The 20,347-nt window shown below is 51.3% G+C and carries 23 protein-coding genes and 2 pseudogenes; 9 read left to right on the top strand and 16 right to left on the bottom strand.

All coding sequences use genetic code 11. The annotated features are described in order from the left end of the window. The first annotated feature begins 141 nt into the window (after window positions 1-141). On the top strand, window positions 142-672 hold the full coding sequence (locus tag AC0L73_RS12150) for an EF-hand domain-containing protein (protein ID WP_473653848.1): 531 nt from the start codon (window positions 142-144) through the stop codon (window positions 670-672). A 96-nt stretch (window positions 673-768) separates the two neighbouring features. Here AC0L73_RS12150 and AC0L73_RS12155 read toward each other — a convergent pair. Continuing rightward, window positions 769-1,929 (bottom strand): annotated as a pseudogene (locus AC0L73_RS12155) (acyl-CoA dehydrogenase family protein). Continuing rightward, complete coding sequence (locus tag AC0L73_RS12160; protein WP_227947950.1) at window positions 1,926-2,801, bottom strand: SDR family oxidoreductase; 876 nt, start codon at window positions 2,799-2,801, stop codon at window positions 1,926-1,928. Before AC0L73_RS12160 ends, AC0L73_RS12155 begins: the two are co-directional and overlap by 4 nt. 195 nt (window positions 2,802-2,996) lie before the next feature. Between AC0L73_RS12160 and AC0L73_RS12165 the strand changes: the two genes are divergently transcribed. Continuing rightward, window positions 2,997-3,299 (top strand): SCP2 sterol-binding domain-containing protein, encoded by a 303-nt coding sequence (locus AC0L73_RS12165; RefSeq protein WP_227947949.1) that lies wholly within the window; start codon window positions 2,997-2,999, stop codon window positions 3,297-3,299. 108 nt (window positions 3,300-3,407) lie between these two features. Continuing rightward, complete coding sequence (locus tag AC0L73_RS12170) at window positions 3,408-3,614, top strand: hypothetical protein (protein WP_227947948.1); 207 nt, start codon at window positions 3,408-3,410, stop codon at window positions 3,612-3,614. Between the two features lie 304 nt (window positions 3,615-3,918). On the opposite strand, the gene AC0L73_RS12175 is transcribed toward AC0L73_RS12170, so the two are convergent. The 4 genes from AC0L73_RS12175 to AC0L73_RS12190 form a co-directional block, all read right to left on the bottom strand. After that, window positions 3,919-4,287, bottom strand: a complete 369-nt coding sequence (locus AC0L73_RS12175) for a 3'-5' exonuclease family protein (RefSeq protein ID WP_473653849.1) — start codon at window positions 4,285-4,287, stop codon at window positions 3,919-3,921. Window positions 4,288-4,499: 212 nt separating this feature from the next. Further along, window positions 4,500-6,218 (bottom strand): long-chain-fatty-acid--CoA ligase, encoded by a 1,719-nt coding sequence (locus tag AC0L73_RS12180; RefSeq protein WP_227947946.1) that lies wholly within the window; start codon window positions 6,216-6,218, stop codon window positions 4,500-4,502. Between the two features lie 90 nt (window positions 6,219-6,308). Continuing rightward, window positions 6,309-7,253 carry a threonine ammonia-lyase gene (locus tag AC0L73_RS12185; RefSeq protein WP_473653850.1) on the bottom strand — a complete coding sequence of 315 codons (945 nt, stop codon included), beginning with the start codon at window positions 7,251-7,253 and terminating at the stop codon, window positions 6,309-6,311. Between the two features lie 7 nt (window positions 7,254-7,260). Next, complete coding sequence (locus AC0L73_RS12190) at window positions 7,261-7,671, bottom strand: PaaI family thioesterase (protein WP_473653851.1); 411 nt, start codon at window positions 7,669-7,671, stop codon at window positions 7,261-7,263. A gap of 152 nt (window positions 7,672-7,823) precedes the next feature. On the opposite strand from AC0L73_RS12190, the pseudogene AC0L73_RS12195 reads away from it, so the two are divergent. Further along, window positions 7,824-8,479, top strand: a pseudogene (locus tag AC0L73_RS12195) (cation efflux transmembrane domain-containing protein). A gap of 6 nt (window positions 8,480-8,485) precedes the next feature. On the opposite strand, the gene AC0L73_RS12200 reads toward AC0L73_RS12195, so the two are convergent. Further along, a complete protein-coding gene (locus AC0L73_RS12200) occupies window positions 8,486-8,674 on the bottom strand; it encodes a DUF1508 domain-containing protein (protein WP_227947942.1) in 189 nt (62 codons plus the stop codon). 101 nt (window positions 8,675-8,775) lie between these two features. Here AC0L73_RS12200 and AC0L73_RS12205 point away from each other — a divergent pair, with 101 nt between their 5' ends. Continuing rightward, window positions 8,776-9,024, top strand: a complete 249-nt coding sequence (locus AC0L73_RS12205; protein WP_415776477.1) for a ParB N-terminal domain-containing protein — start codon at window positions 8,776-8,778, stop codon at window positions 9,022-9,024. A 6-nt stretch (window positions 9,025-9,030) separates the two neighbouring features. Here the strand turns inward: AC0L73_RS12205 and AC0L73_RS12210 are convergent, their stop codons facing one another. Next, entirely contained in the window at window positions 9,031-10,608 is a 1,578-nt protein-coding gene (locus AC0L73_RS12210; protein WP_473653852.1) for a M20 family peptidase, read from the bottom strand. Between AC0L73_RS12210 and AC0L73_RS12215 the strand changes: the two genes are divergently transcribed. The 4 genes from AC0L73_RS12215 (at window position 10,589) to AC0L73_RS12230 (ending at window position 15,281) form a co-directional block, all read left to right on the top strand. Continuing rightward, window positions 10,589-11,167, top strand: a complete 579-nt coding sequence (locus tag AC0L73_RS12215; protein ID WP_227947940.1) for a cysteine dioxygenase family protein — start codon at window positions 10,589-10,591, stop codon at window positions 11,165-11,167. The genes AC0L73_RS12210 and AC0L73_RS12215 overlap by 20 nt on opposite strands. Further along, window positions 11,164-12,762 (top strand): rhodanese-like domain-containing protein, encoded by a 1,599-nt coding sequence (locus AC0L73_RS12220; RefSeq protein ID WP_473653853.1) that lies wholly within the window; start codon window positions 11,164-11,166, stop codon window positions 12,760-12,762. The genes AC0L73_RS12215 and AC0L73_RS12220 overlap by 4 nt, the downstream gene beginning before the upstream one ends. A 172-nt stretch (window positions 12,763-12,934) precedes the next feature. Beyond that, the gene (locus AC0L73_RS12225; protein WP_473653854.1) at window positions 12,935-14,131 is read left to right on the top strand and encodes an acyl-CoA dehydrogenase family protein; all 1,197 of its coding nucleotides are present in this window, start codon (window positions 12,935-12,937) and stop codon (window positions 14,129-14,131) included. 13 nt (window positions 14,132-14,144) lie between these two features. Further along, complete coding sequence (locus AC0L73_RS12230) at window positions 14,145-15,281, top strand: acyl-CoA dehydrogenase family protein (RefSeq protein WP_227947937.1); 1,137 nt, start codon at window positions 14,145-14,147, stop codon at window positions 15,279-15,281. A gap of 56 nt (window positions 15,282-15,337) precedes the next feature. Here AC0L73_RS12230 and AC0L73_RS12235 read toward each other — a convergent pair whose 3' ends face one another. From AC0L73_RS12235 to AC0L73_RS12270, 8 genes are all read right to left on the bottom strand, one after another. Then, window positions 15,338-15,916, bottom strand: coding sequence for a thymidine kinase (locus AC0L73_RS12235; RefSeq protein WP_473653855.1), 579 nt, complete (start codon window positions 15,914-15,916; stop codon window positions 15,338-15,340). Between the two features lie 13 nt (window positions 15,917-15,929). Further along, complete coding sequence (locus AC0L73_RS12240; RefSeq protein WP_227947934.1) at window positions 15,930-16,427, bottom strand: DUF1643 domain-containing protein; 498 nt, start codon at window positions 16,425-16,427, stop codon at window positions 15,930-15,932. Continuing rightward, window positions 16,417-17,106, bottom strand: coding sequence for a glutathione S-transferase (locus AC0L73_RS12245; RefSeq protein ID WP_227947933.1), 690 nt, complete (start codon window positions 17,104-17,106; stop codon window positions 16,417-16,419). The genes AC0L73_RS12240 and AC0L73_RS12245 overlap by 11 nt, the downstream gene beginning before the upstream one ends. Window positions 17,107-17,181: 75 nt before the next feature. Further along, complete coding sequence (locus AC0L73_RS12250; protein ID WP_473653856.1) at window positions 17,182-17,907, bottom strand: hypothetical protein; 726 nt, start codon at window positions 17,905-17,907, stop codon at window positions 17,182-17,184. 793 nt (window positions 17,908-18,700) lie between these two features. After that, window positions 18,701-19,390 carry a fumarylacetoacetate hydrolase family protein gene (locus AC0L73_RS12255; protein ID WP_473653857.1) on the bottom strand — a complete coding sequence of 230 codons (690 nt, stop codon included), beginning with the start codon at window positions 19,388-19,390 and terminating at the stop codon, window positions 18,701-18,703. Between the two features lie 26 nt (window positions 19,391-19,416). Further along, window positions 19,417-19,707, bottom strand: a complete 291-nt coding sequence (locus tag AC0L73_RS12260; RefSeq protein WP_473653858.1) for a hypothetical protein — start codon at window positions 19,705-19,707, stop codon at window positions 19,417-19,419. Then, a complete protein-coding gene (locus AC0L73_RS12265) occupies window positions 19,650-19,907 on the bottom strand; it encodes a hypothetical protein (protein ID WP_473653859.1) in 258 nt (85 codons plus the stop codon). Before AC0L73_RS12265 ends, AC0L73_RS12260 begins: the two co-directional genes overlap by 58 nt. A gap of 27 nt (window positions 19,908-19,934) precedes the next feature. Continuing rightward, on the bottom strand, window positions 19,935-20,345 hold the full coding sequence (locus tag AC0L73_RS12270) for an RNA-binding S4 domain-containing protein (protein WP_473653860.1): 411 nt from the start codon (window positions 20,343-20,345) through the stop codon (window positions 19,935-19,937). Window positions 20,346-20,347: the final 2 nt, after the last annotated feature.

A 20,347-nucleotide genomic window follows, 5' to 3' on the forward strand; every position in this document is an offset into this window, starting at 1 on the left:
AATAAACATTATCCGTATAAATGAACTATGTTCAATATATTTTTCTCAGATATCCTGAAAAATTAATTTTCTTTTTCCGACGGAAACATATTTCGGAGTTCGTTGAATAGGTAAGTCAAACCAATGAAGGAGACTTGAGTAATGAAACGTAAGATTATTATTGGTTCTGTGATTGCCGCCTTGGCAATTCCCGCTCTTGCCTATGCCGCAACGGACGATGCACCGAAAGGCCCGCATAAGGGCGGGATTTTTGAACGGCTGGATACCAACAAGGATGGTGAAATCACGTTCGAAGAAATGACCGCGAAATCCACAGAGCGGTTTTCAAAGCTGGATAAAGATGGGAACGGCACCATCAGTGTTGAAGAAATGACTGTTCAAAAGAAGGAATTCTTCGACAAGATTGATGCGGATGGAAACGGCACCATCAACAAGGAAGAAGCTCGCGCCTTTCACGAAATGAAGCGTGAAGAGCGTAAGGAGCGCCATTCTTCCCGGATGCTTGAAATCCTCGATAAGGATAAAGATGGTACGGTAACCAAGGAAGAGTTTGCCGCGGCATCAGAAGCACGTTTCGAGGCTGCCGACAGCAACAATGACGGCGTCCTTTCCGGGGATGAACTCCAGAAAATGGGGTCGAAAAAACACGGTAAGAAAAAAGCTGATTTTTAGACGCGATACCCTTGTCATCGCGTAAGCGAGGCCCGCTCTTCTTTACTCCATTGGAAGAGCGGGTCTTTTGATTTCTGCCGTCTGAATGTATCTGCGCTAACCTCGCCGCTGCTTGGGCAGGGTATCCATATATTTGCAGATAATGCCGAGCATTACTTCATCCGCACCGCCACCGATGGAGGAAAGGCGACCGTCTCGATAGAGCCGTGTGATAGGCGTTTCGTTCATGAATCCCATGCCACCGTAATATTGGAGGCAGGCATCGGCAATTTCGCGCGTCAGGCGTCCGACTTTCAGTTTCGCCATCGAGGCCAGCATTGTCACATCCTCCCCGCGCACGTAATTATATACCGCCCGATAGGCGAGGGAGCGCAGCTGTTCCACTTCCGTCAGCAACTCCGCAAGACGGAAATGGATATACTGATTATCGATTAGCGGTTTGCCGAACGCCTCGCGGCTCTGGGCATAGTCGATAACGTCACTAATAGCCTTTTCTAGGGGCTTCAGGCCTGCGCCTGCGGCCCAGAGACGCTATTCATGGAACTGCATCATTTGGTAGGTGAAGCCTTTGCCTTCTTCCCCGATCAGGTTCCGTTGCGGTACGCGAACATCCTCGAAAAAAAGCTGCGCCGTATCTGATGAGCGCATGCCCAGCTTATCGAGCTTTCGGGCGAGAGTGATGCCGGGGCTGTCCATCGGCACAACTATCAATGACTTGCTTTCATGCATGGGGCCATCGCTGGTGTTGACCAGCATGCACATAAAGTCAGCCTGCGCGCGGTTGGTGATCCACATTTTCTGTCCGTTGATGATGTAATCATCGCCATCTTTGCGGGCATTGCTTTTAATGGCGGCTACGTCGGATCCTGCGCCGGGTTCCGAGACCCCGATACAAGCAACATAATCGCCGGTGATGGCGGGTTTGAGGTAAGTCTCCCTTACATAGTCGGAGCCGAAACGGGCAATCGCTGGGGTTGCCATATCGGTTTGCACGCCGATAGCCATGGGAACGCCACCGCAATTTATATGGCCGAGGGTTTCGGAGACGGCAAGGCTGTAGGAATAATCTAAGCCAAGCCCGCCATATTCCTCCGGTTTGCAAACACCAAGAAATCCCTGCTGCCCGAGCTTCTTGAAAAGCTCATGGGCGGGGAAGGCGCCGTCTTTCTCCCACTCATCGACATATGGGTTGATTTCATGATCAATAAACTTAGTGAGAGAGCGGATCAACTCCTGATGCTCCGTTCCGTAAATCACTCTTCATTCTCCCGCAAAAAAGCCGGTATGTCGGTCAGATGAAAGCCATTGAAGGCTTTATTATTCTTGTGGTCCGGCATGTCCCAGTTCATGCGGATATTTGGTGCGCCACCATCAATGCGGAGGCAGCTCCCAGTTATGAAAGAGGCCGCTTCAGACAACAGGTAGATGATGCCAGCGGAAACTTCCGATTCGGTTCCCATTCGCTTCACGGGGTGGGAGGCAATGCGGGCCGTCACCCTTTCTTTCCACCAATCCGGATAGGTATCCATGCCGGAGGAGACAATCATGCCGGGGGCGATAGCGTTGACTCGAACGCCTGCCGAGGCCCATTCAAGTGCCGCCGTTTCGGTGAAGCTCACCATGCCTTTGCGCGCGGCGCCAGAATGGCCCATGCCCGGCATGGAATTCCACATGTCCGCAACCATATTGACGATTGGGCCGCCGCCGTTTTCCTTCATCCACTGGACATAGCATTCCCGCGCGAACAGGAATCCACCGGTGAGATTGGTCTTGATGACTGCATCCCACCCTTTGAGCGTGATTTCTTCAAGCTTGGCGGGGAACTGTCCTCCGGCATTATTGACAAGGCCATGAATGGCGCCCTGTTGTGCGATGATTTCCGCAACAGTCGCTTTGACGGCCTCCTCATCGCGGATATCGCAGGTATGAATAGTGGCCTCACCACCAGCTTCGGACAATTCAGCCTGCACCGTTTCCAGCTTTTCCAGCGAGCGCCCGACCAACGCAACCTTTGCCCCGAGTGAGACAAGTTCATGCGCAGTGCAGCGACCGATCCCGCTGCCGCCACCGGTGATGACAATGGATTGACCGTCAAACAGTCCCGGCCGATAAATTGATCGATAACTCATCTACTTCTCCCGCGCTTCTTTTTATTATTATTGCGTTTCATTTGGTCCCCGACGTTGCAGCCTCACACTGGATCAGCATTTGACAGACCTTGGGTTGACGTTTACGTTAACGTCAATTTTATCGTAGAGGACTCAGGTAGGTCTTATACCCTAATTTATAGACAGTTTTGGTCTAATGCTGAAAGGAAAAGAAAGATGGCGACGCTAGAAGAGATTACTGAAGGCATGCGGGAACGTGTTGGGGAGGATAGTGGCCTGGATGCGACGCTGAAATTCGATTTTGGTGATGACGGGATCGTTTTCGTCGATGCGGCGTCTGTGCCAAACACTATCTCTAATGAAGATGAAGAGGCCGATTGCACCATTACAATTACGAAAGAGAATTTCGAAGCTTTGGCAAAAGGTGAACTGGACCCCACAACCGCCTTTATGATGGGTAAGCTGAAAATCGCTGGTAATATGGGGATTGCTATGAAGCTACAGAGCGTTTTTTCCTGATATTTGGAAAATTTGCGCCTGTAGGTGAAATTTTTTCTGTACCTTTCGGCCATGAGCCATTATGTAAGGCGCTTCGAATTTTAGTTTGAAGCGAGTGGAGCTAGTCACATGACAGCGAGATCAGCACGGAATGGCCGCAATCAGGGCGGCAAGAGCCGTAAAAAAGGCGGCGGCGGAAGCGGGAGCGGACTGACCAAGAGCAGCCGGTCCAATCAGCAGCGCGCAGCCCGTAAAATGAATCTGAAAGCCCATGGTCGTCACGCGGCCCGGCGTCAGTTGAAGAAAGTCCAGGCCGCGACACGCGCTGCAGCCTGAATATAGCGTATTGAAAAGTTAAGGGCGGTTCCGGGTTTACCGGGACCGCCCTTCTTTTGTGCCTTGGCATAATATAAAATATGCGGATCTCCAAACCCTTCATTTAAATGTTTGCAAGGCTGTCCGCCGGCAGCACGTTGTTCTTCTGCGGTCTTTGTGAGAAGAGAAGCCATTGCAGCGGGTGAGAGGCATCTGATTCGGATCATCGGGCATTTCCATATTGCAAATGATTTGCATTATTAAATATTAGCCGAACGATCCCGTCAATAGATATTGAGAACGATTCGCAATAATTTCGGGAAATTTAGATCTGATCAATGGCAATATAGCGCTCGCCGACATTGTCATACCCTGTATCAAACGACCATCCGTCCCGCTCTGCGGCGAGGACAATATTCGCGCAGGCCCGACTATCGGAAAGGGCGTCATGGTGATTGAGGTCCAGCCCCAGAAAATGTGCAACATTGGGAAGTTTTGTAGGCCGCACCTCCCACATGCCCCGGGCGAGCTTAACCGTGCAGGTGAATTCCTGATGGGGCATTGTGAGATCATGGAGGGAGCAGCAGCTTTTAAGCACACGCGAGATCAAAGCCTGCATTATGTGCAGCGAGAAAATCCACACCTTCGAATAGAGGCGCAATGTCCGGCCAGAGCAATCCGAAATCAGGCGCATCCATTACATGTTCCCATGTCAGTCCATGGATATGAGTGAAAAAGAATTCCGGGCTCGGCGGGCGGATCAGGAAAGATTCTTCTTGAACAATTTTTCCATTTTCCCCCGAACGAGACCGATGGCGCAGGCGCTATCTGGCGCGTTATTCGCCGTTTCAAAATCAATCGCAAGAAATTTACTCATACACGCCTCTTGCGCTCCATTTCATCTAGTCATGCAGAGGCTTCTGCCTTTTTGCGGGCCTCATATTTAAGTTTTTCTTCTTCCACAAGCTCTTTCTTGGAGAGTTTACCTACCAGGGTTTTTGGAAGCTCAGGCCGGAATTCCACTGCCGTTGGCAGTTCATGCTTACCCAGCTTATCTGCGAGAAACTCGCGGAGTTCTTCCAAAGTGAATTCCTTGCCACTCGGTGTTAGCTTGATAAAGGCTTTGGCTGACTCTCCGCGATAATCATCGGGAATGCCGACAACTGTCACCTCGGCCACGGCCGGGTGTTCAAATATGGCTTCCTCAATGATACGCGGATATACGTTAAAGCCACCAGACGTAATCATGTCCTTGGTCCGATCGACGATATGCATATACCCTTCTTCGTCAATAAAACCAGTATCGCCGGTCAGGAAGAAATCGCCGATGAAGCTCGCCTCTGTGGCCTCGGGTTTATTCCAATAGCCTTTCATGATATTCGGGCCCTTGATCGTAATTTCTCCGATTTCTCCTGTGGGCATGATCTTGCTCTTGTCGTCCACATCAAGGATGCGAATTTCAACGCCAGGGACTGGAACGCCTGCGGCACCGGCAATCTGCTTGTCCGTCATTGGTGTGGAGGTGCCAGACGGGGATGTTTCTGTCATGCCCCAGCCTTCGAGCAATCGACATCCGGTCACCTTCTGGAACAGATCCTGTACTTCGACCGGTAAGGGAGCGCCGCCGGAGGCACAGAATTTCAGGGAGGACAGATCATATTTGGAAATCTCCGGATGGTTGGCGATTGCCATATACATGGTGGGCACGCCCGGAAACATCGTCGGCTTTTTCTTGTCGATATCCTTCATCACGTCATCAAGCTCGAACTTCGGATGAAGGATAATCTCTGCGCCGCCAGCAATCCCAAAATTCATAATGACGGTCAGAGCGTAGATATGGAAAAGCGGTAAAACGGCAAGTACCTTTTCAGCTCCGTCAATGAGGACAGCATCTTCTCCCTGCTGCATCGCCCGCAGTTGCTGACACGCCGCAATCAGGTTCTTGTGGGTCAGCATAGCGCCCTTGGGAAGGCCTGTAGTACCGCCGGTATATTGCAAGACCGCAACCTGCTCCGATGGGTCGGGAACGGGGCTTGCCTCGCCACGACCATCATTGGCAAGCAATTGCTTGAATGTGAGATGGTTGTCATCGGCCGGTATTTTTGAAATCTCTTTTGATTTGACCAACGGATACAGGAAATTCTTTGGAAATGGGAGAACTTCCTTGAGACAACCAACAATGATCTTCTTTAGTCGGGTCTCCTGCAACATCGCCGCAATATTCGGATAAAGAACTTCCAAATCAAGTGTAACAATAAAATCCGTATTGCTATCTTCAATCTTGTGACGCAATTCGCGTTTTGCATCGAGTGGTGAATAGTTGACCACCGTGCCTCCCGCTTTCAGGATACCGAAGAAGCAGACAATGTAATGAGGTGTGTTTGGCAGGTACAGCCCGACATGCACCCCTTCCTTTACGCCAAGTTCACGGAAACCCTTTGCGGCTCGGTCGACCATGTCATTGAGTTCCGCATAGGTGATCCGCTTGTCCATGAAATCAATGGCATATTGGTTGGGCCATTTTTTAACGGCTTCATCGAGAAGGCTGTAGACCGGCTTTTCCTCGATTTCGATTTCCCATTTTACCCCTTTTGGGTAAGACTTCTCCCATAGAAATTCAGACATATAACTCCCCAGAACATATTATTATTCCCTGTTTAAACTCAGGTTACGTCGCAAGGGAAGGAGGGTCAATCGAAACCGTGTGAAGAGAATTCACTTTCCGGAAATGTCAAACCCGTCGGGTCCGGCGCCACATATTATAACGCCAGTTTTCGCAGAAGGGTCGGGGGAGAACCGTCCGGATTGTAGTGCCGCAACTGCGGCGGCGGCAGATAGTTCAACGCCAAGACCAACGTTCTGCCATAGCCACTCCGCAGCTCTCTTCATGTCCTCATCCGAGACAAGGAGGATATCATCAACGAGGCGGGAGATAATCCGAAAATTAACTTCTTCTGACCGACGCGGGGCGAGCGTACTAGCCTTAGTTTCAATTTTGTCTAACGTAGTGAGCTCTCCGGCATCAAGACTTGTTTTCAGAGTGGGCGCACCGATTGCCTCCACGCCGATCACCTTGATGTTAGGTTTAATTGCTTTCACCGCCGACGCCACACCTGAAATCAGGCCGCCGCCTCCGATGGCGACCAGAAGGATATCGAGGTCAGGGGCATCCTCCAGTATTTCAAGGCCGATCGTGCCCTGACCGGCAATGACACTGGTGTCTGCAAACGGGTGAACATAGTGCTTTCCCTCTTTTGCCGCGGTCAGGGCTAGGGCATTTGCATCATCCCAAACCGACCCTGAAACAATAACCTCCGTCGCTATTTTCCGAAGTTTGTCGACTTTGGATTGGGGCGTGTTTTTGGGCAGGTAAATAGTCGTCTTCGTTCCGGTCATCGCGCCCGCAGTTGCGACACCCATCCCATGATTACCGCCAGAGGCCGTGACTAGGCCGCGTTCCAACTTTTCTTTCGAAAGGCCAAGAACAGTATTGAGTGCGCCGCGAATTTTGAAGGATCCGGATACCTGCAGATTCTCAAGCTTTGCCGATACCTCCTGTCCGCTATCTAGCGTGAATATCATCTGAGGTGTTCGGCGGATGCGCGGAGCAAGCCGATTGCGGGCGCTTTCAATAGCTTCTAGCGAGATTTCCGTGGTCATATACTTCTTACTTCCCGATAATTTTCCAAATGCCGTCAGCGGACAAGATCCGCTCTCCTCTGACCAGTAGTTCGCCGCGCATGAAGATTACTGCCATGCCTTTGCGGCTGATTTCTGATCGCGCTTCCACCCAGTCGCCCGGTTTGGCGGATGCGACAAAGTCACAATTCATGGAGATTGTCGCGCAGCGCTTTTTGTTGAGGGAGCGCCAGACGATATGCCCTAGAATGTCGTCAAGAAAACTGAACAGCATGCCGCCATGTACGACACCATTGCTATTGGTATGGCCTTCCTCTGCGAGAAAACCATATATAAAGTCGTCGCCATCAGCTTTGTAGTAGAGGGGGCCAATTTTTGATGTGAAGGGGCTTCGTGCGCCATAAAGGCGGAAGCCTTCCGGAATTGAGGAACTGGTCATGCAGGGAACTCTTTATCATTTTTCTTTTTTAGTATCGCAATTATTGTTCATTGCGCAAGAGAGTTGCCGCATTAGCAACTAAAAGGAGGACCCTTGACGTGAGAGGGATAGGGAATGCTACCGTGTTGTCTTGATATAAGGAAGTTCAGAAGATGAGCACGAATTGCTGTGGGGGATCCAATTTCGACAAGGGGGCGGAGCTGCAAACCGGCCGATACCGGTTGGTTCTGTGGTTTGCCTTGATTGTCAACGGCGGGATGTTCCTGGTTGAGATTCTTGCAGGTCTGGCGGCGGGCTCTGCCTCGCTTCAGGCTGATGCGCTTGATTTTCTGGGTGATGCGGGAAATTACGCAATTAGCCTCTTCGTTTTAGGCATGGCTCTGCGCGTCCGGGCGAAGGCCGCCTTGTTCAAGGGCTTGGTCATGGCTGTATTCGGGATTTGGGTAATCGGGAATGTCATTACGCATGTTATTTCCGGGACATTACCGGGCGCCATGACCATGGGTGTCGTGGGTACGGTTGCCCTAATTGCCAACGCCGCTGTTTTTATCCTTTTATGGTCCTATCGGGCAGGGGATAGCAATATGCGGTCCGTCTGGCTTTGCACCCGTAATGATGTGCTTGGTAATATTGCTGTTCTGATTGCCGCTGGGGAGTCTTCGGCACTGGAACGGGCTGGCCGGATTTTATCGTTGCCGCGATAATGGCGTTCCTCGCCTTGCAGGGTGCCTGGGTGGTGATCCGCCAGGCGCTTGGTGAAATTCGCGAGGAGGACAACCCGCGTCCGGTGCCCTCCTCCTTGAACTAGACAGATCTACCCGGACGATTTCACAAAGCCGTTCCGTTCGGCATTCTCCACGCATTCTTCCTTTTCCGCGTACCCTTGCGTGGAGGCACCGACAATTCGCCCATTCGATGCTGTGCGGCGCCAGCGCCATTTATGATGCTTTTCATTGTGATCCTGATAAAATTCCCACTTATCTCTGTCGCCTGTAATTTTCATAACATTTCTCCATTCGCTAAATATAAATTTAGACGCGCCAAACAGTGATTTGTGAGATATTGAGAGTGTGGCCACTATATATTTTTCCTTGAATTGGAGCCGTGATGAAGACCGTCGTTATCGAGACCGAGAAGATTTATGTTACGAGCAAGGCCCGTAAACTTCTCGACATGGCGCGTGTCGACGCGCTGGCGGAGGATATATTGGAGAATGGCCAGAAATCACCGATACAGGTCCGCCTCGGCCAGGATCGCTATGTCCTGATTGAAGGATTGCATCGTCTGGAGGCGATCAAGGCGCTTGGGGAAGAAAGTATAGACGCAGTTATCGTTCAGGCACGGCGGCACTGATACGACTTAGCCTCCGGTATTCTCCAAAAGCCGGCGATAGAATTGGATGATCTCGACATAGTTATCGATGTAAATCCGCTCATTCGTGCCATGCACCCGCGAAAGATCGTCCGGGCCGAAGCGCATGGGCAGGAAGCGGTAGCTGTTCTCGGCGATGGTTTCATAATGTTTACTGTCCGATCCGGCCAGCATCAGACCGGGTGATACCAGCACATCGGGTAGTGTTTCACGAATAGTTTTTTCGATCAGTTGATAACCCTCTCCCGACTTACTGGAAATTCGTGACGGCTCGTTACCCTGCTTGACGGAGATTTTAATATCCGGATCGTCCACCACCTTCGTGACGTGATCAACAACATCATCAATGCTGGTGTCCGGGAGCAGGCGGAAATTAACGGTCGCCGTGGCAGTCGATGGGAGGACATTATCTTTCGTGCCGCCCTCTGTAATGGTGATGGCTGTGGTGGTGCGGACCATGGCGTTTGTCGCGCCGCCCTTACCAAGCTCGCTGACCAGCAGAGGATCAAGCAACCAGCGGTTCGAAATGATGGCCTTCAACGGCAATCCCATATGTGGCGCGAGTGTATCAAACATGTCAGAGGCTGGGCTGTTGAGGGCCGCAGGAAAACGATTTTCTTCAAGCCGGGTGATAGCTCGCGCGATTTTCCCGATCGCTGTTGTTTTGGGAGGAATAGAGGAATGCCCGCCTTCCGTCGTGGCCGTCAGCTTCAGGGTAAGATATCCTTTTTCTGCAAGCGCAATAAAGGCAATTGGTTCCTCTACGCCGGGCATCATTCCTTGGACAATCACCATGCCTTCATCCAGCGTGAAGGCAAGCTTGACGCCGCGCTCTTCAAGCAAGTCCGCGATTTTCCCCGCGCCATTTTCTCCGCCAATTTCCTCGTCATGGCCGAAAGCGAAATAGAGCGTACGCTTAGGTTTGAAGCCTGCGGCCAATTGAAGTTCGGCTGCCTCCAAAATGGCAAAAACGGACAACTTGTCATCTAGCGTGCCGCGCCCCCAAATTTTCCCGTCCTTGATCGCACCGGAGAAAGCATCTTCTTCCCAGTCTCCCTCTGTGCCGGGTTCGACCGGGACCACATCCATATGGCCCATCAGCAGCGCCGGCGGCAGACTTGTATCGCTGCCTTCCCAGCTATATAGCAGGCTATGATCCCCGACCACGTCACGCTTCAGATTCTCATGAACAAGGGGAAACGCGCTGGTGATCAAAAGATGCAGCTGGTCAAATTCCGCGCTTGCCGGAGGATCGCCGACATCGGTGGAGATGGTCTTAATGCGAACTGCTTCGGAGAGGCGCGCCGCGACTGCATTGGTGTCGATTGCGGGCATCTCAACCACTTCGAAAATAGGGTCGTCTGCCGTATTCGTGAAGGTGTTAAATGTCATTACTCCGATCAGGACAACAATTACGATGACAACAAAAAGACCAATTTTCTTGAACATCATAATAGCTCCCCTGTTCGAATTTTTAGCGGTAATCCTTTTCCTGAAGGGTGCAGGATGGTAAATATAAAGGCAAATAAAAAATGGGAGTGAGATAATGGCGCAGGAAGAACGCAAAAGCGCAGTAAAAGATACTGTTGATAGAATTCGGCAGACCGCGGAAAATCAGGAAATAACGAAAGCGGTGCTAGGCGATATCAGGGCAGAATTGATAGGACTTGCCAGTCGAAAGGAGCTTTTTTCGATTGAGGATTTTCCGCCACCGGGCGCAGATTCCAAGCGCCGCAGCTGCCTCTATCGGCTGTCTGAGGATGATGATCATGGGTTTGCGCTTTATCTCAACGTCGCCGATGGATCGGTAAATGCCCCGCCGCATGATCACACAACATGGGCTGTTATTGTGGGAATTGAGGGGCAGGAGGAGAACCGTTTCTATAAAAAAGTGCCGGACGGGGTTGAGCAAATTGCCAGCCATGTGGTGGAGCAGGGAACAGGTGTGACCATGCTTCCCGATGAAATCCATACCATCCATATCGAGGCCGACAAGCCGGTCCTGAATTTCCATATGTACGGGCTTGGCCTTGAGCAATTGCACGGACGAAACTTCTGGAACAACAATACGAAGGAATGGAAAGTTTTTCCCGCTCATACAGATATCCGTGAGGCACGCAATTGAGTTTCAAAACAATTACCCCGACGGCTCTCCGCACGATTATGAAGAAAAACGTGGAGGAGTACGCCCTCATCGATGTGCGGGAGCATGGGGTTCATTCCGAAGGGCACCCTTATTTCGCCGTTCCTCTGCCACTCAGTAAATTGGAACTGAGGGCCAATGCGTTGCTCCCGCGCAAATCGGCTCCAATCTATATTCTCGATCAGGGGCCGGAGTTGCCGCTTGGTGAGCGAGCTGCAGAAAAACTCCAGGAACTTGGGTTTAGCAATTTATTCCTAGTGGAAGGCGGCGTTGTCGGGTGGCATGATGCTGGCTACGAGTTATTTTCCGGTGTTAATGTGCCGAGCAAGGCGTTCGGTGAATTCGTCGAAGAAACTTACGGTACGCCGCATATTAATGCCGCCGATTTGGCGGCGAGGCGAGACGCGGGGGAGAAGATTTTTGTCCTCGATAGCCGCCCTTTCCCTGAATTTCATCGCATGTCTATACCGGGCGGCGTGGATATGCCGGGGGCAGAGTTGGTCCATCGTGTGTATGAAACGGTTGGGGATGAAGAAACTCAGATAGTAGTAAATTGCGCAGGCCGGACCCGCAGCATTATTGGTGCACAATCCTTGATCAATGCGGGAGTGAAAAACCCGATTGCTGCATTGAAAGACGGGACTATGGGATGGCATTTGGCCGGTCTGGATTTGGCAAATCGGGAAGATAAGATTGCTCCTTCGCCGGGGGAACAGGCTCTCGCGCGCAGTCAGCAGTCGGCAAAAGAAGTTGCTGCCCGCTTCGATGTTAAAAGGATAGATCAAGCCGCGTTGCGGTCATTACAGCTGAACACGGAAGAGCGCAGCCTTTACTTGCTGGATGTGCGAAGTGAAGAAGAGTTTCTTGCCGGACATATTCCGGGCGCGCGTCATGCGCCGGGAGGTCAGTTGGTTCAGGCAACGGATGAATATGTCGGCGTCCGCAATAGCCGGATCGTGCTGATCGATGATGATGCCGTGCGCGGCGTGATGACGGCCTCATGGCTGATCCAGATGGATTGGCCTGACGTCTATGTATACACCGCGACGGATGCGGATATGGCGGAAAGCGGGCCTGCGCCTATATCCGAAATCACCAAAGCGCCGGTTCTTTCCGCGCTGGAGCTCGATGCGGTGCTGGCATCTGGTGAGGCGGTGGCTGTGATTGACTTGGCCAGTTCTCTCGAATACCGAAGCGGTCATGTTCCGGGTGCCAATTGGGCAATTCGGGCGCGTTTGGCGGAAGATCACATTTTTATCCCGGCGGTCGGATTAATTGTCCTGACATCCCCTGATGGAGACCTAGCCCATCTTGCTGCGCCGGAAGTTGAACGGTTGCGTCCACAAACCATCGTCCGTGTTCTTGACGGTGGAACGAATGCGTGGGCAAGCGCGTCTCTCGCTATGGAGAGTGGTGAAACGAACCTGTTAAGTCGTACGGATGATGTTTGGTATAAGCCTTATGATACGAACGACCCGGAGGCGATCAGGCGTCGGATGCAGGAATATCTGGACTGGGAAGTTGGTTTAGTGCAGCAGATTGAACGCGATGGACTTGCCCGATTCCGGAAATTTTGAATATGGATTGGCCAAATTAAGGTGTGGCATTGTTTCCGTTTACGTAAGGGAACACTTGCCTTGTGAAAGGTGGAGCGACATACTGAAGGCTGCGCTTGCAAAGAAGAAAAACCCGTCTTAGCATGGGGTAAAAATGGGCCTATAGAAACCCATGACAATAATGGAGAACCCGATGGATTTATCATTTAGTAAAGAAGATCTGGCGTTTCGTGATGAAGTGAGAGAGTTTCTCGCAACTTCGTTGCCGGCGGACGTTAAGGATCGATGTGATCGCGGCCTGCATCCGACTAAGGAAGGGCAAGTCAGATGGCAGAAGATTCTAAACGAAAAGGGATGGATGGCGCCGAACTGGCCCGTTGAGTATGGCGGTACCGGCTGGACCTTCACACAGAAATACATCGCCTCGCAAGAGTTCGGGCATGCTTCGGCCCCAATTGCGACGCCGTTCGGGGTCAGCATGGTTGGCCCGGTGATTTATACCTTCGGTAACCAGGAGCAGAAGGATAAGTATTTGCCGCGTATCCTAAATTCCGATGACTGGTGGTGCCAGGGTTATTCGGAGCCGGGATCGGGTTCAGACCTTGCCTCTCTCCAGACAAAGGCGGTTCGTGATGGCGACGACTATGTTGTGAATGGTCAGAAAATATGGACCTCTTACGCGCAATATGCGGACATGATATTTTGCCTTGTCCGCACCGATAGCTCGGTCAAGCAGCAAGAAGGCATTTCCTTCTTGTTGATCGATATGAAGACACCGGGAATTACCGTTAAGCCAATCACCGTGATTGATAAGGAACACAGTCTGAATGAAGTCTTCTTTGAGGATGTAAGGGTTCCTGTTGCCAACCGCATTGGTGAGGAGAACAAGGGCTGGACTTATGCCAAATTCCTGCTGGGGAATGAGCGGACAGGCATTGCCCGTGTCGCCCGATCCAAACGGCAGGTTGAACGGCTTAAGGAGATCGCAAAAACTGAACTCAGCGGTGGACGCCCGCTTGCTGAGGATACGGATTTTAACAACAAGCTGACACGCATCGAAGTTGACTTGATGGCACTTGAATATACGGAGCTTCGATATCTCTCGATGATCGCCAGTGGTAAGCAGCTTTCGGCGGAACCGTCTCTTCTTAAAATCAAGGGGTCGGAAATTCAGCAGCGGTTGACTGGTTTACTGGTTGAATCCCTTGGCATGTATGGCGCACCCTATGAGGCTGAGCGCGCTTACGAAGGCCGTAATGAAGCCCCGGTCGGGCCGGATTATGCGCATGGCCCGATGGCTGAGCATTTGTACTTGCGCGCCTCCACGATTTACGGCGGCAGTAATGAAATTCAACGTAATATCGTCTCCAAAATGGTTCTGGGATTATAAGGATAACTATAAAATGGATTTTGAACTTTCCGATGAGCAGAACATGCTCAAAGACAGTGTCGAACGGTTCGTGAAGGATAACTATTCGGCCGAGGCACGCGCGAAACTCGCGGATACGGAGCTCGGATTCAGCCGGGACCATTGGAAAAAGATGGCGGAACTAGGCTGGTTGGGCCTCCCATTCCCGGAAGAAGTCGGCGGATTTGGCGGCACGGCCGTTGAGACAGCGATCATGATGGAGAATATGGGCAGTGGCCTCGTGCTGGAGCCATTCCTGAGCACTGTCATTCTTGGCGGAGGCCTTGTTGCCGAAGCGGGCAACGAGGCCCAGATCGAGGCGATTATTCCGCAAGTCATCGAAGGTAATATGATGCTTGCGTTCGCATATGCGGAGCCGCAGTCGCGTTTTGATCTGAATGATGTTGAAACCTCGGCAACCAAATCGGGCGACGGCTATGTACTGAACGGTCATAAGGCCGTTGTCTATCACGGCACGACGGCGGACAAGATTATTGTCTCGGCCCGTACTAGCGGTGGCTCCCGTGATGAGAGCGGTATCTCACTCTTTGTTGTTGATAATAACTCCGATGGTGTAAGTCGTCGTGATTATCGTACGATTGACGGCCAGAGAGCCGCTGATATCAAGCTTGAGAATGTTAAGGTTGGTGCTGATGCCCTGCTCGGTGAGGAAGGTGCGGCTTTCCCGGTTATTGAAAAAGTAGTTGATCAGGCCATTGCTGCGCTCTGCGCTGAAGCCGTGGGGGCAATGCAGGCCGCGAACAATATCACCAATGAATATCTGAAGGAACGCAAGCAGTTCGGCACTCCGATCGGCAAGTTCCAGGTGCTACAGCATCGCATGGTCGATATGTATATGGAGGCGGAGCAATCCAAATCCATGTCCGATATGGTGGCGATGAAGCTGGACCTTGATGATGCAACAGAGCGTCGCAAGGCGGTTGCCGCCGCCAAGGCACAAGTGGGGCAGGCCGCAAAGTTTGTCGGTCAGCAATCAATCCAGCTGCATGGCGGTATGGGCATGACGGACGAATATTCCATTGGCCATTATTTCAAGCGCCTGACGACTCTTGAAATGCTGTTCGGCAACACCGATTATCACTTCAAAAAATATGCTGCTCTGGCATCATAAAGTCTGGCGGACATACAGAAAGATAAGTGCCGGGGCCTATTGGGCGCCGGCATTTTTTATGGATAAACGGCTTTCTTGAAATGCAGGCGGCAGAGGGCGACGTAGCGGTCGTTGCCACCGATTTCTTTTTGTGCGCCTTCCCGGACGGGTTGTCCGTCTTCGCTGACGCGGATCACCATGGTGGCTTTCTTGCCGCAATGGCAGATGGTCTTCAATTCCCGAAGTTCATCCGCCCAGGCGAGGAGGTACTGGCTCCCCTCAAATAGATTGCCTTGAAAGTCCGTCCGAAGCCCATAGGCGAGAACAGGGATTTTGAGTTTGTCCGTAATTTCCGAAAGCTGGAACACTTGATCCTTGGTCAGGAACTGGGCTTCATCCACCATGACGCAGTCGATCAGCTGGTTCTCTAAGTCTTCCTCAATGACCTTCAAAAGATCGGTTTCTGCTGAGAAAAGACTCGCTTCCGCCTGCAGGCCGATGCGGGAGGAGATTTTTCCAACTCCATAGCGATCATCAAGCGCGGCAGTAAAGAGAAAGGGACGCATTCCCCGTTCCTGATAATTGAAGCTCGATTGCAGGAGAGTGGTCGACTTTCCGGCATTCATGGTGGAATAGTTGAAATACAGCTTCGCCATAGCAGTTCTGATCCTAAAAATCTGTCCAGGGGACGGGTTGCCGTGAATAAGGCAGATAGAGGGGGTGGCCGGGCAGTCCTTTCTGGGTAAGCGCCAGGACATGCGGCATTATCTTTTGCTCTTTCAGCAGGCGCTGAACCTCCGTATGGCGGTCCCGATGATTTCCGTGTCCACCCCAAGCACAAATCACCATATCCGCCCTACTCGCGGTTTCCAGAAGGGTGGCATCATTATTTGGACCTATCGGGTGAGCGTATTTTTTAAGCTCCCTCGGGTCCGTTGCGCGATAGGCGAAGATATTAACGACCTCAAGGGCGCCATATCCCATATCGACGGCGCGGCGGTGGCATCTTTCGATGGTAGGATCGTTGCGGAATTCATCGGCGGTGGAGGGGTTAAGCATGATAAAGGCAACGCTCGGCCCATCCCTCCATCGACGCCACAGTCGATAGCGATAGGCTCCGCAGGGGCTGAAGTCCGCCCCGGACTCTCCAAAAAATTCAGCTTGCATCGGGAACTGGAAATAATTCGCCCGCCATTCCTTTCACCCAGATGGGCCGCTTCTTCATGATATAGGCGAAGCGATCTGAGGAAAGAAATCTGGCAAGCCAGCGTTGCAAGTGAGGATAAGGGGCTGTGTTAAACCAGTCGATGTCGGTATTCGCAAATTGCCGAATGAAAGGGAAAATAGCAATGTCCGCGAGAGTGACCTTAGTCGACACCAGAAACGGATGATCTGCCAATCGTTTCTCAAGCTTATGAAAAAAAGCCTCTCCGTCCTGCCGGTAATCTTCGCGTGATTTTTCAGGAAAGCGAACATGGTACTTATACCGGTCGAGACTCGACTTGAACGGGCTGTCATTTTCCTCGACCAAGGCGAAGATCTCCTCACGAGTAGCTGCATCCTCAGGGAGCCATCCATCTGGATCGTTCTGTGCGAGCGCCCAGAGCATGATATCCAGGCTTTCCTCCAACACGCTGCCATCCGGCAGCGTCAGCACGGGAACAGTGGCTTTGGGGCTTGCGGCAACCATCTCTGCTGGCTTGTCTTTCAATAATATATCGCGCAGTTCAACCGTCGCGACAGAGTAGGCAATCGCCATACGCGCCCGCATCGCATAGGGACAGCGGCGGAAACTATAAAGAACAGGCAGAGAAATTTCCTCTGGGCGATCGGCGAGTTGGGACATGTCAGTATTTCAGAATATGCGTTTGCCACGGATGAAATCACAGTGGGGGTCGAGAATAGCGAAACTTCTCGGGATTTACCAGCGTAGGCGATTTACTCGCCGACGCATGGCTGCGCGCAGCGTTTCCCGGCGCTCGAAATCGATATCGATAATTTCTTCCTCTTCCGGAAATTCGAAAGCTGGAATTTCAGATGGGCTGGCCGCGCCTGATTCATACCATTCGTTTTTGTCAGCGCCAGTTTCTATGGCGGGATGTAGATCTACGACATCAACTGTTTCGCGCTGAGCGGGCCTCTTGCGGGGTCGCTTGCGGGTTGGCGACTTAAGGATATCAATTTCTTCCGGTGCAAGCTCGGGCGAAATGAAATAATCCGCAGAGGGGCTTTCCGTTTTATAAGGCGCGCGCGCCGTTGGCTTTTCCTGGCGTGATGTCGTGTTCGACCGAAAGCGCATTTGTGGGGCAGGCTCACCAAATTCGATCGGTTCCTCGAAGGTTTCATAAATCTCCATTTTGGGAGGAGGAGAATATCGATACCGCCGGGACCGCTCCCGATAAGCATGCTCGCCTGACTTCTGCTGGTTTGAATTGGTCGCTTTTGATTGTTCAAATGTCGCGGTGTTTTCTTTGAGATATGGCAGTTGCATCTCAACCCGCTCGACGAGCGTAAGCATCGCGTTCTTCAGTCGTTCATTCCTCTCACGCAGCTGCCTGTTTTCAGCAACCAACGCGCGTTCCCGCGCTGACACAATGTCAGTCTGGCTGAAGAGAGGCCTTCCACGATTGTGGCGAGCGAAACTCATATGATGCGCTTTTCCCGTCTCATTCTCGAATGATTGGTTGCAATCCTGTTTCTATTAAACCGATATAAATAGTTTTGGATCACTTTTAGGATTTTAACGGGAACTTTGCACAGAAACCACCAAAAAACTAAGTTTTATGGTTAATTTCGGCCAAAATTTCGATAAAATTGGTGAAAATTTCAAAAATGTAAGAAAAATATCCTCTAGACCTGCAAAAATATGCTTCTGTTTGGCTATCCCAGAAGAAAAACACTGATTTTTCATAAGGTTATGGTTAACACGAATCAGCTTTCCGACCGCGCCGTGCCAAATTTATTTCTGGGCAACGATATCTTCCATCCTGCAATTTCCCATAAGATATGTTCTCTCGATTTGGCATGACTTATTCATATCAACGACGAAATTACCTTTGCAGCTGTTGAAGCTCAGCCAGCCCTGATAGTTATACTCTTCGCCAGCATCGCTCTCGGAAATGTAATATGTCAGATACTCGATCTTTGAAATTTTGCTCCGCTCAATATTCAATCTATCGATTTGTTGCTCAACGACTGGTTTGCAATCTTTTGGACCGAATGCGGCAATACTCTTTTGGAGATATTCGTTATTGCTCGTGCATGACGCAATAGCGAACAACGCTACTCCACAAGTCACAATATTTCGAAAGTTCTGCATTGATCACCTGTATAAAGTTTGCTTTGGCGCGCATTGGCGCAGAAGTCAGAATTAGCTTTATTTTTCTATGTATCGTGGAGTTCCGACTAGTCAAATAAATTGTTGATCGAATGTCGGAGAACTATGGCGTTAGCGTGACGTCAATAGGGGCCAAACCGTCAACATGCCCGGTTATATGATCGCCGGGACTTAAGGGGCCCACGCCTGCGGGGGTGCCAGTGTAGATCAGATCGCCCGGCATCAGGATAAACGCCTCCGAAAGGGCCGCAATCACTTCCTCGATTGACCAGACAAGGTCCGCGATGGTTGCAGATTGACGAACCTCGTCGTTTACAGTCAGCCAGATTTTCGCAGACTCAATATCTGCTAATTCTGAGGCGGGTGTAATCACACCGCAGGGGGCGGATTGATCAAACGCCTTGCCGCTATCCCATGGCCGCCCCTTCTCTTTAGCAATTTTCTGAAGGTCTCGGCGGGTAAGATCGATGCCGACGGCATAACCGAAGATATGTTTCTTCGCGGCGCTTGCGAGGATATTTTCTCCCTTTTTGCCAATGGCAACGACCAACTCAACTTCATGATGAAGGTCTTTTGTGATCTTGGGAAACCGGATTTCAGCGCCGCTCTCTACGACGGCATCCGCTGGCTTTGTAAAGAAAAAGGGTGGTTCGCGGTCAGGGTCACCTCCCATTTCACGGGCATGTTCCGCGTAATTGCGGCCGATGCAGAAAATACGTCTTACCGGAAAACGGCGATCGGTACCCGCTACAGTAACTGTCGGGGTTTCTATCGGGTCAAAAACATAGGCCATGACGGGAGGACTTTCTTGAGGAGAGTTTACTTTTCTTCTGAATTTCGTTGCCAACTCTGGAGGTCTTTGAGCAAGGTCTTCTGCGCCGCTTCATCGAGCGCTTTAAACCAATCCTCAAAGCCACGGGTCAGATCTTCCGCAGTCAATTCCTCATCATAGGCGTTGAATAACATTTCTTTATACTCATCGAGGTTGCCGCACTCGAACTCGTTATCTTTCGGATCGAACGTCTTGATTTTTTCCTGCACTTCGGCCTTTGTCATCGCAGCGAAGAACGGAATATCTTCTTCAAGATCAAAGCCCCCCAGCCGAGCCACCAGGCATCGCTTTTCGGAGTGCCAAGACCCCAGGCATACATCACCTCCGCCTCGATGTCCCGCGCGGCTCTCTTGGCCTCGACTTCCAACTTTCGGGCATCATTCGTTTCGTTCAAGAGGACGCGTGCAACCTTGAAATAGCCTGTATCGTCCGTGTTCCAGGTTGTAATGTATTGAGCAATATTATTCTGGCGTGTCACCGTGGTCTCCTTCGCGAAGAATCTGGCTCATTCCTCGGCGTTTGAGCGCAATTTGTCAAGCGCTCGTCGATCCGCTTTTGTCGGCCTTCCCGCTCCGCTGTCGCGTTTCGCCACAGGGGAGATGGCAGGGTCTGCTTCTGTCGTCTTTTTTTCCAGGGGCGCCAGATCCTCATAAAGGGATTGGGCTTCCGGGGCGGGCCCTCGACGGGTGCCGAGATCACAAATACGGATTACACGTATGTTTTTACCCTGCGCGAACGTGAGAACATCTTCCGCCTTTACCGCCGCACTTGCCTTTGAAACGATTATGCTGTTGATGCGGAGCTTGCGGGACTGAACAAGCTTTGCTGCGATAGATCGACTTTTGAAGAACCGCGCATACCATAACCATTTATCAACACGAATGCTGGCAGTTGCGGGTCCTCCACCTTCTATCATGC

Source organism: Sneathiella sp. D3-11, from assembly GCF_055809395.1.

Excerpts from the sequence above, each read along its gene's own strand:
- AC0L73_RS12240 (WP_227947934.1), bottom strand. The coding sequence starts at position 16,427 with ATGCAAGCTGAATTTTTTGGAGAGTCCGGGGCGGACTTCAGCCCCTGC.
- AC0L73_RS12225 (WP_473653854.1), top strand. The coding sequence starts at position 12,935 with ATGGATTTATCATTTAGTAAAGAAGATCTGGCGTTTCGTGATGAAGTG.
- AC0L73_RS12175 (WP_473653849.1), bottom strand. The coding sequence starts at position 4,287 with ATGCGCCTGATTTCGGATTGCTCTGGCCGGACATTGCGCCTCTATTCG.
- AC0L73_RS12270 (WP_473653860.1), bottom strand. The coding sequence starts at position 20,345 with ATGATAGAAGGTGGAGGACCCGCAACTGCCAGCATTCGTGTTGATAAA.
- AC0L73_RS12250 (WP_473653856.1), bottom strand. The coding sequence starts at position 17,907 with ATGAGTTTCGCTCGCCACAATCGTGGAAGGCCTCTCTTCAGCCAGACT.
- AC0L73_RS12185 (WP_473653850.1), bottom strand. The coding sequence starts at position 7,253 with ATGACCACGGAAATCTCGCTAGAAGCTATTGAAAGCGCCCGCAATCGG.
- AC0L73_RS12230 (WP_227947937.1), top strand. The coding sequence starts at position 14,145 with ATGGATTTTGAACTTTCCGATGAGCAGAACATGCTCAAAGACAGTGTC.
- AC0L73_RS12245 (WP_227947933.1), bottom strand. The coding sequence starts at position 17,106 with ATGTCCCAACTCGCCGATCGCCCAGAGGAAATTTCTCTGCCTGTTCTT.
- AC0L73_RS12190 (WP_473653851.1), bottom strand. The coding sequence starts at position 7,671 with ATGACCAGTTCCTCAATTCCGGAAGGCTTCCGCCTTTATGGCGCACGA.
- AC0L73_RS12255 (WP_473653857.1), bottom strand. The coding sequence starts at position 19,390 with ATGGCCTATGTTTTTGACCCGATAGAAACCCCGACAGTTACTGTAGCG.
- AC0L73_RS12160 (WP_227947950.1), bottom strand. The coding sequence starts at position 2,801 with ATGAGTTATCGATCAATTTATCGGCCGGGACTGTTTGACGGTCAATCC.
- AC0L73_RS12180 (WP_227947946.1), bottom strand. The coding sequence starts at position 6,218 with ATGTCTGAATTTCTATGGGAGAAGTCTTACCCAAAAGGGGTAAAATGG.
- AC0L73_RS12200 (WP_227947942.1), bottom strand. The coding sequence starts at position 8,674 with ATGAAAATTACAGGCGACAGAGATAAGTGGGAATTTTATCAGGATCAC.
- AC0L73_RS12235 (WP_473653855.1), bottom strand. The coding sequence starts at position 15,916 with ATGGCGAAGCTGTATTTCAACTATTCCACCATGAATGCCGGAAAGTCG.
- AC0L73_RS12170 (WP_227947948.1), top strand. The coding sequence starts at position 3,408 with ATGACAGCGAGATCAGCACGGAATGGCCGCAATCAGGGCGGCAAGAGC.
- AC0L73_RS12150 (WP_473653848.1), top strand. The coding sequence starts at position 142 with ATGAAACGTAAGATTATTATTGGTTCTGTGATTGCCGCCTTGGCAATT.
- AC0L73_RS12165 (WP_227947949.1), top strand. The coding sequence starts at position 2,997 with ATGGCGACGCTAGAAGAGATTACTGAAGGCATGCGGGAACGTGTTGGG.
- AC0L73_RS12215 (WP_227947940.1), top strand. The coding sequence starts at position 10,589 with ATGGCGCAGGAAGAACGCAAAAGCGCAGTAAAAGATACTGTTGATAGA.